Source organism: Rhizobium sp. CB3171, assembly GCF_029714265.1.
Classification (GTDB): Bacteria; Pseudomonadota; Alphaproteobacteria; order Rhizobiales; family Rhizobiaceae; genus Rhizobium.
Window position 1 is genome coordinate 1,997,231 of the sequence record NZ_CP121652.1, and the last position, 12,604, is coordinate 2,009,834.

At 58.8% G+C, this 12,604-nt stretch carries 12 protein-coding genes; 6 read left to right on the forward strand and 6 right to left on the reverse strand.

Going from position 1 to position 12,604, the window contains the following annotated elements; genetic code table 11:
• The first annotated feature begins 221 nt into the window (after nt 1–221).
• Both QA648_RS09810 and QA648_RS09815 read left to right on the forward strand, forming a co-directional pair.
• The gene (locus QA648_RS09810) at nt 222–464 is read left to right on the forward strand and encodes a hypothetical protein (RefSeq protein WP_283046530.1); all 243 of its coding nucleotides are present in this window, start codon (nt 222–224) and stop codon (nt 462–464) included.
• A 347-nt stretch (nt 465–811) separates the two neighbouring features.
• A complete protein-coding gene (locus tag QA648_RS09815) occupies nt 812–1,630 on the forward strand; it encodes a hypothetical protein (RefSeq protein WP_283046531.1) in 819 nt (272 codons plus the stop codon).
• Here the strand turns inward: QA648_RS09815 and QA648_RS09820 are convergent.
• The gene (locus QA648_RS09820; protein ID WP_283046533.1) at nt 1,611–2,063 is read right to left on the reverse strand and encodes a GatB/YqeY domain-containing protein; all 453 of its coding nucleotides are present in this window, start codon (nt 2,061–2,063) and stop codon (nt 1,611–1,613) included. The genes QA648_RS09815 and QA648_RS09820 overlap by 20 nt on opposite strands.
• Nucleotides 2,064–2,370: 307 nt before the next feature.
• Here QA648_RS09820 and carA point away from each other — a divergent pair, with 307 nt between their 5' ends.
• Entirely contained in the window at nt 2,371–3,579 is a 1,209-nt protein-coding gene (gene carA / locus QA648_RS09825) for a glutamine-hydrolyzing carbamoyl-phosphate synthase small subunit (protein ID WP_283046535.1), read from the forward strand.
• 102 nt (nt 3,580–3,681) lie between these two features.
• Here carA and QA648_RS09830 read toward each other — a convergent pair whose 3' ends face one another.
• The 4 genes from QA648_RS09830 to QA648_RS09845 all read right to left on the reverse strand — a co-directional run bounded on the left by QA648_RS09830 (nt 3,682) and on the right by QA648_RS09845 (nt 8,226).
• Nucleotides 3,682–4,254: an EVE domain-containing protein gene (locus QA648_RS09830; RefSeq protein ID WP_104823695.1), complete on the reverse strand. Its 573-nt coding sequence runs from the start codon at nt 4,252–4,254 to the stop codon at nt 3,682–3,684.
• A gap of 96 nt (nt 4,255–4,350) precedes the next feature.
• Nucleotides 4,351–5,748 (reverse strand): MATE family efflux transporter, encoded by a 1,398-nt coding sequence (locus tag QA648_RS09835; protein WP_283046537.1) that lies wholly within the window; start codon nt 5,746–5,748, stop codon nt 4,351–4,353.
• 145 nt (nt 5,749–5,893) lie between these two features.
• Complete coding sequence (locus QA648_RS09840; RefSeq protein ID WP_283046538.1) at nt 5,894–7,150, reverse strand: TCR/Tet family MFS transporter; 1,257 nt, start codon at nt 7,148–7,150, stop codon at nt 5,894–5,896.
• 164 nt (nt 7,151–7,314) lie between these two features.
• Nucleotides 7,315–8,226 (reverse strand): LysR family transcriptional regulator, encoded by a 912-nt coding sequence (locus tag QA648_RS09845; RefSeq protein WP_283046539.1) that lies wholly within the window; start codon nt 8,224–8,226, stop codon nt 7,315–7,317.
• A gap of 115 nt (nt 8,227–8,341) precedes the next feature.
• On the opposite strand from QA648_RS09845, the gene QA648_RS09850 reads away from it, so the two are divergent.
• On the forward strand, nt 8,342–9,334 hold the full coding sequence (locus QA648_RS09850; protein ID WP_283046541.1) for an aldo/keto reductase: 993 nt from the start codon (nt 8,342–8,344) through the stop codon (nt 9,332–9,334).
• A 42-nt stretch (nt 9,335–9,376) separates the two neighbouring features.
• On the opposite strand, the gene QA648_RS09855 is transcribed toward QA648_RS09850, so the two are convergent.
• A complete protein-coding gene (locus QA648_RS09855) occupies nt 9,377–10,297 on the reverse strand; it encodes a neutral zinc metallopeptidase (RefSeq protein WP_283046543.1) in 921 nt (306 codons plus the stop codon).
• Between the two features lie 346 nt (nt 10,298–10,643).
• Here QA648_RS09855 and QA648_RS09860 point away from each other — a divergent pair, with 346 nt between their 5' ends.
• Together QA648_RS09860 and QA648_RS09865 are read left to right on the forward strand one after the other, a co-directional pair.
• Entirely contained in the window at nt 10,644–11,234 is a 591-nt protein-coding gene (locus QA648_RS09860; RefSeq protein ID WP_283046545.1) for a DUF1190 domain-containing protein, read from the forward strand.
• 12 nt (nt 11,235–11,246) lie between these two features.
• Nucleotides 11,247–12,416 (forward strand): glutathionylspermidine synthase family protein, encoded by a 1,170-nt coding sequence (locus tag QA648_RS09865; RefSeq protein ID WP_283046547.1) that lies wholly within the window; start codon nt 11,247–11,249, stop codon nt 12,414–12,416.
• Nucleotides 12,417–12,604: the final 188 nt, after the last annotated feature.

Here is a 12,604-nt window from a genome sequence, read left to right on the forward strand (position 1 = left end):
ATCGAAAGGCGCGCGATCCTGCGCGCAGGTGGCGCATTTGGGGCATAGTTCGTAAGCCAAACATTATTTTTTTGTAATTTGATTGTTGGTGTGCGCCGCAATAGCGTTCTTCTCACGGGGCGAGACAAGCCGGCGAAGAAAATGCTTCGCGACGCGACATGCCTAGACGTCCCGCTGGACTGGAAACCTAAGGTACAGGTTTTCTGTTTAGGAGAATTCAAATGCGCGTTTTGCTCGTACCCTTTGCTGCCGCCGCCCTCTTCGCCACGGCCACCTCTGGCTCGGCTACGATGACGGACGGTGTGGCTCCTGCGGCTACTGGCAATGTGCTTTATACCGATACCGGCTACCAGCTACCTGTTGATATGAAAGTTCCGGCTCTCAAGGCCGGCATCAAAATTCAAGTATCCTGGCTGGAGTCGCAAGGCATGGATTTGCCCCAGCAAGTCAGGATTATCAGGTAAAGTTCACCCCATACCCAGGTGAGGCACCATCCCTACCCCCGGCGCCGCCTCACCTGGGTGCCTTTGCAATAGACGTTTGATTTTTGGGCCCCACCCTGCGTTATCAAACGGCTGCAAAGCGCAAGAAGGCAGGAGCTCCCCCAGCTCCTGCCTTCTTTATTTGCCGTCAATGCTGATGAGAGACGCGCAAAGCTTGGTGTCGCTTTCGTCCGCCGCCGTCAGCTCGTCAAATCTGTAGCCGCCGCAAGTATATTAGAAACTTTCAATTTTACGCCACAGCATCCAAATTCAATTGACAATTGATACTGCGATGCCAATGAATTCCCTAATTCATCGGAAATCACTATATGTCGTTCGCTGCGGAAGAGCTTACCTCTGACCTTGGTTTCTTCACGGCTGTTCTCGGCTGCGCGCGGGAGATGGTTGCCGCCTACGCTGACAATCCACGCGCAAGCTCAATTTTTGCTTCGCAGCAGCGCTGGCTGATGGCCCAAGCCGGCCTCGGACTGTATTACGGCGGAATCGATGGAGAGCAGCCGGGCTTATATGCCCGCCGCTTTGTCGATTACGTTCTCAAACATGAGATCGCCAGCCACAATACGGCGCTGAGCTTCATCCAGGAAATGCTGACCTACCGCTTTTTGCGTTATCTGGCCGATCCACCAATCAAGCGTCTGCGACCAATAGAGCCGACCGAATCGGCGGTGGAACATCTATCGAAATGGATTTATATCCATCTGATCGCAGCAAGAATCATTGCCAACGACCGGGTGCGTCATCCCGGCGAGACCTTCGATCTCTTCACTTGGGCAAATTCCGGCGGCGTGGTGATGGATTACCTGATGTCCCGCATCGCAACGATCGATCCGACAGCGGCAAGAATGGTCATTGGCCCGATTTCGTTCACCGAAATCTGCGACCGATTCCTAATCTCAAGAACGCATGTGAAGCGGCTGATGAGCAAGGCATCGAGTATGGGAAGCGTGGGCTGGACCGGTAGTCCGGGCAAGAGCCACTTCTGGCTCTCGCGCGGCTTCATTCAGGAATATTGGGATTACCAGGCGGAAAAATTCGCCATCATCGGCGCCGTCTGGGAAGAGGCCTTCGGCGCGCAGCCCGAGCCAGCGCCGACGGAGCCACCAATACTTACTTCAGCAGCTCTTTGAGAATCCCCGAAGCCTTGGCGAAATCCATCTGCCCGGCATAGCGCTCGCGCAGGACAGCGACGCACTTGCCCATGTCCTTCAGGCCTTGCGCACCGAGCTCGGCGACGACAGCGACGCAGATCTCGCGCACCTTCTCGTCGGAAAGCTGCTCGGGCATGAAGCCCTGGATAACAGCGATTTCCTCGCGCTCCTTGTCGGCCAGTTCCGGGCGGCCACCATCGATGTAGATCTTCACCGACTCTTCGCGCTGCTTGATCATCTTGGCGAGCAACTGCAAAATCTCGTCGTCACTCGCCTGTTCCTTGCCGAGACCACGATTGGCGATGTCCTTGTCCTTGATCGCGGCGAGGATGAGGCGCACGGTCGAAAGCCTCGCCGCGTCCTTGGCCTTCATGGCATCCTTCTGGGCGGTGGAAAGCGTTTCGCGGATCATGTCTTAAACTCCCTAAGCAGGCCGGCGACGATCGCCCAGCCTCTCATTTCATGTTGCCAGTCTCATAGACCATGAGCGGCGATCAATGCAATTACGTCCGGCCGATCGAAAGCCCGCGAATTCCTTGGTGGGAAACGAACGGGGCGCATTGACCGACAGGCCTTGTTTGGCTATGTCCAGCACCTGCACATTAGATCGATATGAAGGTCTCAAGCCGCGACGCGCGTCGCCGGCTGCAATCTGCACAAACATGGCGGAAGCCCCCGGTCTTTTCAAGGCCGCGCACGACGCCGGAAACGGGATGAGAATGACCGCGACAGCCCCATGGACAACTGAAAAGCCGAGTGCCCTGCTCGTCCTCGCCGACGGCACCGTAATCGAAGGCAAGGGTATCGGCGCGACCGGCAAGGTCCAAGCCGAAGTCTGCTTCAACACGGCGCTGACCGGCTACGAGGAAATCCTGACCGATCCCTCCTATCTCGGTCAGATCGTTACCTTCACCTTCCCCCACATCGGCAATGTCGGCACCAACGACGAAGACATCGAAGACTTGACGCCTGCCGCCCGCCACGGCGCCGTCGGCGTCATCTTCAAGGCCGATATCACCGATCCTTCGAACTATCGCGCCGCAAAGCATCTCGACCAGTGGCTGAAGGCTCGCGGTATCATCGGCATGTGCGGCATCGACACCCGCGCGCTGACCGCCTGGATCCGCGAAAACGGCATGCCGAACGGCGTCATCGCCCATGACCCGAACGGCGTCTTCGACATCGAGCAGTTGAAGGCGGATGCGAAGGCTTGGAGCGGCTTGGAAGGCCTAGATCTCGCAAAGGTCGCCACTTCAGGCCAATCGTCGCAATGGGCGCAGACGCCCTGGATCTGGAACGAAGGCTATGGCGCACTCAATGCCGACGACGCCAAATATCACGTCGTCTGCCTCGACTACGGCGTCAAGCGCAACATCCTGCGCCTCTTCTCCGGCCTCGACTGCAAGGTCACCGTATTGCCGGCAACCGCATCCACCGGTGACGTGCTGGCGCTGAAGCCCGACGGCATTTTCCTGTCGAACGGTCCCGGCGACCCCGCGGCAACCGGCGAATATGCCGTGCCTGTCATCAAGGACCTGCTGAAGACGGAAATCCCGTTGTTCGGCATCTGCCTCGGTCACCAGATGCTCGGCCTCGCGCTCGGCGCCAAGACGGCGAAGATGCATCAGGGCCATCATGGCGCCAACCACCCGGTCAAGGATCACACCACGGGCAAGGTCGAGATCGTCTCGATGAATCACGGCTTCGCAGTCGACTCGAACAGCCTTCCGGAAGGCGTTGAAGAGACTCACATTTCTCTTTTCGACGGCAGCAATTGCGGCCTGCGCGTTGCCGGCAAGCCGGTCTTCTCCGTGCAGCACCACCCGGAAGCTTCCCCGGGCCCGCAGGACAGCCACTACCTCTTCCGCCGCTTCGTCAATCTCGTGCGCGAGAAGAAGGGCGAACCGGCTTTGGCCGAGCGCGCCTGAGCACACCGACTGCCCGAATCCATAAAAAGAAGCCTCGGATTGGCAAACAATCCGAGGCTTTTTTTGTGTGTCGACTTGGGAGGAATATGTCTTCACATCGGCTTACGCCTGCAGGCGACGCTGCTTCACGACTTCCAACTCGCTCGTCATGATCTCCTGCAGGAATTCAAAATCGGACGCGCCAAAGGCGACAAGCCCGAACCTCAGTTTGTAGCCCCAGTTCTTGTCTTGGGTAAAATCCAGCCAGCCCAGCAATGGACGGAGCGGCTGTTCGGGCGCATCGAGCCAGTCGACATCGCGGCGATAGGCCTTTCCACAATCCATCTGCGCCGGATACGGCTCGCCCTCACGGACATAGCCAATGGCTGTGAAGCTCTGGAAACCGTCCTTGCCTCCCATCGTTATCGATGGAGAATAATAGATGATACCGTCACCGGGCTTGATGCGCTTCAGCGGCCCCGGTTTGCCGTGGCAAACCTGCATGAAGCCCTGCTCTTTCCCATGGCGAACATGTTCCGCGCTGGCAACGGCGAGCCAATAGGATTTCTGCACCGGCTCGGGCCGCCGGCCGGACGCGTTGGCGTGCGGGAAGAGGCGAACCATCTTGCCCTGATCAGAGGAATCTTCCCGCGGGAAAAGCGCGGCATCAATATGATCGCTTGCTTTGAATGTCATGGTCATCTCCCGTCGTTGGTATGAGATGACTATAGACGAACATGCTGTCAATTTTTGTCAGCAGTCTCGCCGCCAGATATCAAAATTGGCCGGGCTTCAGCCGGCCAATTTCTCGGAGCGCATCAGGATATAGAATCGCGCGCAGAGCATGGTCGCGGCCGAGCCAAGGCCGAGCAAAAAGCCGATCCAGATGCCGATCCCGCCGAAGCCAAGCGGGAAGGCCAGCAGCCATGCCAGGAAGAAACCGATCGGCCAATAGGCGATCAGCGCCATGATCATCGGTACGCGCGCATCCTTCAGGCCACGCAGCAGACCACTGGCGACCACCTGCAGGCCGTCGACGAGTTGGAACAGGCCAGCCACGACGATCAGCGGCGCCGCATAGGCGAGCACCTGCGGCGCGTCGACCGACTTGACGTCAAGGAACCAGCTTCCGAGCCAGGATGGTGCTGTCGCGAACAGGATGCTGCCGCAGAACGCAATACAACTCGAAACGATGAGCACCACGATGGCTGCCCGCTTCAGCCCGAAGTGATCGCCCTGTCCATGCGCGACACCGACCCGCACGGTCGCCGCCTGGCTGAGGCCGAGCGGGATCATGAAGGCGATCGATGCCCATTGCAGCGCGATACCATGCGCGGCAAGCTCGATCGTGCCGATTTGCCCCATCAGCAGCGAAGCGGCCGTGAACAGGCTGACCTCAGCCAAAACCGTGATGCTGATTGGAAAACCAAGGCGAACCACTTCCCACAACGCATGCCAATCCGGCCGCCAAAGACGGACGAAGATTTCATAGCGTCGTGTGTCCTGGCGGCTCTGCACATAGCCGACGATGAACAGAAAGCCCGCCGTCTGCACCGCGACCGACACCATGGCGGCACCACGCAGCCCGAGCGCCGGCATGCCGAAATGGCCAAGCACCAGGGGATAGGCGAGCACGGCATTCATCACCAGCATGGTGAGGGTGACATAAAGGATGACGCCTGCCCGACCCATGGCGCTGACCAGGGCCCGGATAACGTTGTAGAGCAAGCCCGGCAGCACCGCGAAATGGCCGATGGCAATATAATCGCTCGCAAGCTTCGCCACGTCGGGCTTCTGTCCGGCGGCCAATAGGATCTGTTCAGAATAAAGAAAGGCCGGCTGCGCAATCAGCCAATAGATGGTGACGGCCCAGAGGCCCATGCGCAGCGCCCGCCGAACCGAGGTGACATCACCCTGACCATAGGCCTGCGCCACCAACGGCACGACGGCAATGGCAAAACCGGAACCGAAAAGCAAAATCGTAAACAGGAACTGGCCGGCAAGCACCATGGCGGCCAGTTGCTCGGCACCGAGACGGCCGATGATCATGACATCGGTCGTATTGATGCCAAGCTGCGCCAGTTGCGCGCCGATCAGCGGGATGCCGAGCGCCAGGGTGGCGCGGAGATGCGCAAACCACGAATTATTGTTGTCGTGCGCGAAGGGGCGCGCAGCTACCGGCATATCCATCTCGAAAACTCGGTTTAAGAACGCGCAGACCACCTACCCAAGGGTGCGCAAGATTGTCGGCTTAGCGCAACTTTGCGTGAAAAGCCAGCCGGCAAGGCCTCGATGCTGAAGAATTCATCGTATCATCAAAATATCTGATGAATATTTAGGCCACTTCCTGAACAGCCGGCTCTGCCGCGGCTTTCGGTTCACTCTTCTGCACCCTGGCGACAAAGACGATCACCGCAGCTGCAATCAGGATCGCCGACATGATGAACGGGGCGCCGGCGAAAACGACGGGCGCGGACGGGTCGGTAAAATAACGGAACAGGTAGGGAAACAGCACCGGCCCTATGATGGCGGTGATGCTGGTCAAGCTGCCGAGAGCGCCTTGCAGCTCGCCCTGCGCCGATGGCGGCACCTTGCTTGCCGCGATGGAGCGCAGCGGCGCGTCCGAGACGTTTTCGATTACGGTGACGACGATCACGGCATAGACCATCCAGCCCTGCCAGGCGAAAGCATATCCAAGCAAGCCGATGCCGGAAAAGACAAGCCCGAACACCACGGTCTTCCATTCGCCGAGCACCGGCACGATGCGAGGCAGAGCCAGCCCCATCACCAGCGCCATGCCGATGCCGTAGGTGCCGAGCGAAAGGCCGATTTCCAACGAGGTCCATTCATAACGATAGGAGCTGACGAAGGACCAGACCGCCGGAAACACGCCATGCGCCAACCAGTTGAAGAACATGACAACGAAGACCCAGCCAAGGCCCTGATAGCGGCCCACTTGCCGTAACGCGCCGAGCGGACTGGCGCGCCAAAATTCGAAACGGCGGCGGTTTCTCGCTTCCAGCGTTTCCGGCAGGAGGAAATAGGCACCGATAAAGTTTATGAAGGCCACCGCCGCTGCACCGTAAAAGGGCGCGCGCGGGCCGAATTCCCCAAGGAAACCGCCGATCACAGGTCCAAGGACAAAACCCACGCCGAAGGCCATGCCGATCAGGCCGAAATTCTTAGCCCGGTTCTCGTCGTTGCTGATGTCGGCGATATAGGCGGAGCATGTCGAGAAACTCGCTCCGCTGACACCGGCCAGGATGCGACCGGCGAACAATATCCAGTAGCTGCCGGCAATGGCGCAGATGAAATTGTCGATCGCGAAGGTCAACACGGAGGCAAGCAGGATCGGGCGGCGGCCGAAACGATCGCTCAAATTGCCGATCAGCGGCGAAAACAGGAATTGCATGGCCGCATAGGCAAGCAACAGCCAGCCGCCATCGGTTGCCGCCTCGCTGACCGAAGCGCCCGTCAGTTCCTCCAGATATTTCGGCATGACCGGCATGATGATGGCGATGCCGATGACGTCGAGGAAGAGGGTGACGAAGACGAGGAAAAGGCCGCGACGGACGAATTTTTGATCGATCATGGAGTTTGCCTATTGGTGGCCCCATCTCCATGAAGAGACAGAACGTGAACGAAAAACCGCAGCGTCCCCCTTACCTAAAGATTTTGCCGGAAACAATGCGTGAACGCTTCAATCTTCCTGATTCACCGACCGATTTTTTTGATCTTTGACATGAGGATGACGCCCTACCCCTCGTTCATCCGCCGCTGCTCCAATTTGAGAAAATCGACGAAGGCTCGAAGCGGTGCCGGCATATGGCGGCGGCTGGCATAATACAGAAATGGCCCGGGAAAAGCAGTATCCCAGTCTTCGAGAATCGGTATGAGGTCACCGCTTGCAATCTGCGGCGCGACGAACTCCCTGAAGGTTCGGATGATACCAAGTCCCTCCAAGGCGGCGTTGCGCTCGATATCGACGGAATTGGTGGCGAGAACCATGGGCGGCGAAATGACGATCCTCTCGTCCTTCCTTTCAAACTCCCAGGGAAAGGCAGAGCTGCCGAGGAAACGGTGGCGGATACAGCGATGGTCGAGAATGTCGCGCGGGTGCTGGGGCGTACCATTTGCCGCAAGGTAGGCCGGCGACGCGGCGGTGACATAGCATTGCTCCCGTGGCCCGATCGGAACGGCGATCATGTCGCGCTCCAGCCGCTCATCGTAACGAATACCGGCATCATAGCCCGCCGCCAGCACGTCGATAAAACTGTCCTCGGCGACGATTTCTACCGAGATACCCGGATAGGCTTTCAGGAAACGGTTGATGATGCCCGGCATGATGACCATGGCTGCCACGGTCGGCACATTGAGCCGCAGAGTGCCGCCAGGACTGTCACGAAATGTGTTGATATCGTCAAGCGCGGTGGCGATCTCGCCCATCGCCGGTCCCAGCCGCTCGATGAGCCGTTCGCCGGCCTCTGTTGGTGTGACGCTGCGGGTGGTACGGTTGAGCAGACGCACGCCGAGCCGCTCCTCGAGCCGCCGCAGCGCCTCGCTCAATGATGATGCGGAGACACGGCGTTTCCGCGCCGCCTCACGAAAACTGCGTTCGCGCGCGACAGCGGCAAAGGCATCGAGATCGGCAAGCGGCAAATCGTTCATTATGCAAAATTCCAAACAACCTGTTTCGATTTAAACGGATTATCGCACAACAGCCAATGCAGTAAAACCAATCTCGAAGACGCCCTTGTAGCGCCGCTGATGAAGGAGACCTGAAATGCAGATGCGTCAATTGGGTAAGACCGGCCCCGAAGTGTCCGCCATCGGCCTCGGCTGCATGGGCATGTCCGGCATGTACGGACCATCCGATCGCGCCGAGAGCATTGCCACCATCCACGCCGCCCTCGACGCCGGCATCAACCTACTCGATACCGGCGATTTCTATGGGATGGGCCACAATGAAATGTTGATCGGCGAAGCGATCAAAGGTCTGAAGCGCGACAATTTCCTGCTCAGCGTCAAGTTCGGCGCCTTGCGCGATCCCGCCGGTGCCTGGTTGGGTTATGATGCCCGTCCGGCCGCAATCCGCAACTTTCTCGCCTATACGCTGCAGCGCCTCGGCGTTGACCATATCGATATCTACCGCCCTGCCCGCCTCGATCCGAACGTCCCGATCGAAGAGCAGGTCGGCGCCATGGCCGATCTGATCAAGGCCGGTTATATCAGGCATATCGGCCTCTCCGAGGTCGGCGCCGACACTATCCGCCGTGCGGCGGCCGTGCATCCGATCGCAGATCTGCAAATCGAATATTCGCTGATCTCGCGCGGCATCGAGGATCAGATCCTGCCCACCTGCCGCGAACTCGGCATCGGCATCACCGCCTACGGCGTCCTCTCCCGCGGCCTGATCAGCGGTCACTGGCAGAAGGATGCGGTGCAGAAAGGCGACTTCCGCGCCTTGAGCCCGCGCTTCCAGGCGGGCAATGTCGATAAGAACCTGGAATTGGTGGAAGCACTGCGCCAGATCGCAGATGCCAAGGGCGTTAGCGTCGCCCAGATCGCCATCGCCTGGGTCGACGCCCAAGGCGCGGACATCATCCCGCTCATCGGTGCCCGCCGCCGCGATCGCCTGACCGAGGCTCTCGGCTCGTTATCCGTCCAATTGTCCGAAGCGGATTTCTCAGCGATCGAACGCGCAGTCCCGAAGGACGCCGCCGCCGGCGGTCGTTATCCGGAAGGGCAGTTGGCGCATATGGATAGCGAGAAGTAGGAAACGTCACCTTCTCCCCGCCGGGGGAGAAGGTATTTCCGTTTAAACCGGATTGTTCAGCGTATCGCAGTTGCTGAGCTTGCCGGATTCGAAGCCCTGCTTGAACCATTTCACACGCTGGGCCGAGGTGCCGTGGTTGAAACTGTCCGGAACGACATAACCCTGGCTGCGCTTCTGCAGCGTATCGTCGCCGATCTGCTGCGCGGCATTCAGCGCCTCTTCTAGGTCGCCTTCCTGCAGAATGCCTTTCTGCTGCGTGAACTTGCCCCAGATGCCGGCAAGGCAATCGGCTTGCAGCTCGATGCGCACCGACAACTTGTTGGCATCTGCCTCGCTCATGGTTTGGCGGGCCTGATTGAACTTCGGCAGAATGCCGAGCTGGTCCTGAACATGATGGCCGACTTCATGCGCAATGACATAGGCCTGGGCGAAATCGCCGGCTGCGCCGAACTGGTCCTTCATCTGCTTGAAGAAGGCCATGTCGAGATAGACCTTCTGATCGCTCGGGCAATAGAAGGGGCCGGTGGCCGCCGAAGCTTGCCCGCAAGCCGAGGGGAAACTGCCGGAGAACAGCACCAGCTTCGGATCCGTATAGGTCTGGCCCATCGACTTGAAGATGCCGGTCCAGGTGTCTTCTGTATCGGCGAGCACCGTTGCGACGAATTGCTTCATTTCGTCATTGGCGGGCGGAGCATTGCCGCCACGGGAATCGCTCTGTTCGTAACCAGGTCCGCCACCTTCCAACATGCCGCTTTGCTGCAGCAAGCCGATAACGTCGACGCCCATCGCCCTCAGGATCAGGAAAATCACGACGAGCACGATAATGGTGCGGAAACTCAAACCGCCGCCGCCGATACCTCCACCGGGAAATCGGAAGCCGCCGCCACCCGTGCCGCCGCTCATCGGCGATGAGCCACGCTCATCCTCGATATTGTCGGATTGCCGACGCCCCTTCCAATCCATATTGCACCTCCCGGCGATGCAGGTCCCTAACAAAAGACTCTAACGCATTCTGAAATATATCGTGCCACTTTAAATTATGAAAAGCGGAAAGAAAATTTTCACCATCGTGTCCTTCGGACCTTAGACAGCAACAAAAACTAGGCGGGTATTCTTTAAATATCTCAGGCGCCCACCTACGTCTTTGGACGCGCCAATATTCTTTACGTTGCATTTTATAACCATGTGGACAACCGCAATTCCGCGTTTCGCGGTACATTGCGGTTGAGTAAGTACATGCACGTCATAATTGAAGTGTAAAGGCGCGTGAACATATGCGCTATGCGCCGAGGGTTTGATGAAACGATCGATGAGTGTGTCACTGCTGCTGATGGGAACGGCGGCGCTGACGGGCTGTGGCCAGAAGGACAGTAACACCGCCAAGATTTACAAGGACGTCGATGCCTGCATCGCCGACGACATCTTTACGGCGGAGAGGTGTCGATCCGATTTTGCCGCAGCGGAAAAAGAGCGTGTTCAGAATGCGCCGGCCTACGAGACGGCCGCCGCATGTGAAAAGGACTATGGCGTCAACGATTGCCAGCCTACGACAGACGCTCACCGTGCCGGCTTGGGCCATTTTATTCCTTTCATGGCCGGCTACGTCGTCGGCAACACCGCACAGACCTACAATGCCAATGCACTATACCAACCGCGCGGCAGCAGCGATTTCAGAACCGCCGCCGGGCGAAGCCTCGCCAACAGCACGCCGATCACAAATCGCGATTATGCGCCGAGAAAGAAGGATGACGACACCCAGCCCTCCTATTCTTCGTCATCCGGCGGTGGCGGGGGCGGCAGCGGTGGATCCGGGCGCTGGTTTTCTGAACGTTCGGCCAGTTCGACGACAACGACGGAACGCGGCGGCTGGGGCTTCCGCGGTTTTCACCTTTCGAGTTGAGGAAATCCGTCAATGAAACGTGTGGTCGTCAACGAAAGATCAGATTGGCAGGCTGATGCCGAGGCCTGTGGCTTTACCATCCACTCCATGTACGGCGAGCGCTATTGGGACGAACGCCATGCCTACGTCTTCACTCTTGACGAGATCGAAACCAGGCTCGAGGACCCGTCCGCCACGCTCTTGCAAATGTGCTACGGCGCGGTCGACCGGATCGTTACCGATGCCGGTCTGATGTCCCGCATGGCGATCCCGCCGGAATATCACGACGCAGTCGCCCGGTCGTGGCGCAACCGGGAGCACGATCTCTATGGCCGCTTCGACCTCGCTTACGGCGGCGACGGACCAGCGAAACTTTTGGAATTCAATGCCGATACCCCCACGAGCCTGTTCGAAAGCGCCGTCTTCCAGTGGCAATGGCTGGAGGACATGAAGGCGCGCGGAGAAATCCCGCGGACCGCCGACCAATTCAACTCGATCCACGAGCGACTGATCGATGCCCTGCGGTTTCTCGCCGGCCCATCCGGACGAATGCATTTCGCTGGCGTTCTGGAATCGGAAGAGGATCTGGTGACACTGAACTACCTCGTCGACTGCGCCGCCCAAGCAGGGTGCAAGACGACGCTGCTCGGCATGGCCGATATCGGCGTCGATGCCAAACATTGGCTGACCGACTTGCAGGATCGGCGCGTCGATTGCCTGTTCAAGCTTTATCCGCTGGAAGACATGGTGCGCGAGCCCTTTGGTCGCCATCTGCCGGCGACGCCGACCAGGGTGATCGAGCCCCTGTGGAAATTGACGCTTTCGAACAAGGGACTGTTGCCGGTTCTATGGGACATGTTCCCCAATCATGAAAATCTGCTTCCCGCCTATTTCGATGACGATCCCCGCGCCGAAACCCTTGGCGAGACATATGTCCGCAAGCCGCTGCTCTCCCGCGAGGGCGCGAATGTGACGCTGGTCAACCATCAAGCGGACGGAGGCAATTATCGGGTCGACGGCCCCTATGGCGCGGAAGGCTATATCAGGCAGGCGCTGCGGCTCCTTCCCCGCTTCGGCGACGACTGGACCGTCATCGGTTCCTGGATCATCGCCGGACAACCGGCCGGCATCGGCATCCGCGAAGACGACACACCGGTCACACGCGACACCTCGCGCTTTGTACCACACTATATATTGGATTGATGGATATTCGCGAGGGCGACGGAGTTCCGGCGGTCAAGACCGGCATCGATAGCGCTAAACGCTGCAACGACCCTCTCCTCGCGATTCCTGTCGATTCCGCGATTTATGGGGTTCCGTTTACAAATACATTTGCCTATAAGCCGCTTCTAGCCTGAAAAGACATGCCCATGCGCCCCGGCCGGTGATCT

What these genes read in the sequence shown, in the direction of transcription:
- QA648_RS09810 (WP_283046530.1), top strand. Translation starts at nt 222, where the DNA reads ATGCGCGTTTTGCTCGTACCCTTTGCTGCCGCCGCCCTCTTCGCCACG.
- QA648_RS09815 (WP_283046531.1), top strand. Translation starts at nt 812, where the DNA reads ATGTCGTTCGCTGCGGAAGAGCTTACCTCTGACCTTGGTTTCTTCACG.
- QA648_RS09820 (WP_283046533.1), bottom strand. Translation starts at nt 2,063, where the DNA reads ATGATCCGCGAAACGCTTTCCACCGCCCAGAAGGATGCCATGAAGGCC.
- carA (WP_283046535.1), top strand. Translation starts at nt 2,371, where the DNA reads ATGACCGCGACAGCCCCATGGACAACTGAAAAGCCGAGTGCCCTGCTC.
- QA648_RS09830 (WP_104823695.1), bottom strand. Translation starts at nt 4,254, where the DNA reads ATGACATTCAAAGCAAGCGATCATATTGATGCCGCGCTTTTCCCGCGG.
- QA648_RS09835 (WP_283046537.1), bottom strand. Translation starts at nt 5,748, where the DNA reads ATGGATATGCCGGTAGCTGCGCGCCCCTTCGCGCACGACAACAATAAT.
- QA648_RS09840 (WP_283046538.1), bottom strand. Translation starts at nt 7,150, where the DNA reads ATGATCGATCAAAAATTCGTCCGTCGCGGCCTTTTCCTCGTCTTCGTC.
- QA648_RS09845 (WP_283046539.1), bottom strand. Translation starts at nt 8,226, where the DNA reads ATGAACGATTTGCCGCTTGCCGATCTCGATGCCTTTGCCGCTGTCGCG.
- QA648_RS09850 (WP_283046541.1), top strand. Translation starts at nt 8,342, where the DNA reads ATGCAGATGCGTCAATTGGGTAAGACCGGCCCCGAAGTGTCCGCCATC.
- QA648_RS09855 (WP_283046543.1), bottom strand. Translation starts at nt 10,297, where the DNA reads ATGGATTGGAAGGGGCGTCGGCAATCCGACAATATCGAGGATGAGCGT.
- QA648_RS09860 (WP_283046545.1), top strand. Translation starts at nt 10,644, where the DNA reads ATGAGTGTGTCACTGCTGCTGATGGGAACGGCGGCGCTGACGGGCTGT.
- QA648_RS09865 (WP_283046547.1), top strand. Translation starts at nt 11,247, where the DNA reads ATGAAACGTGTGGTCGTCAACGAAAGATCAGATTGGCAGGCTGATGCC.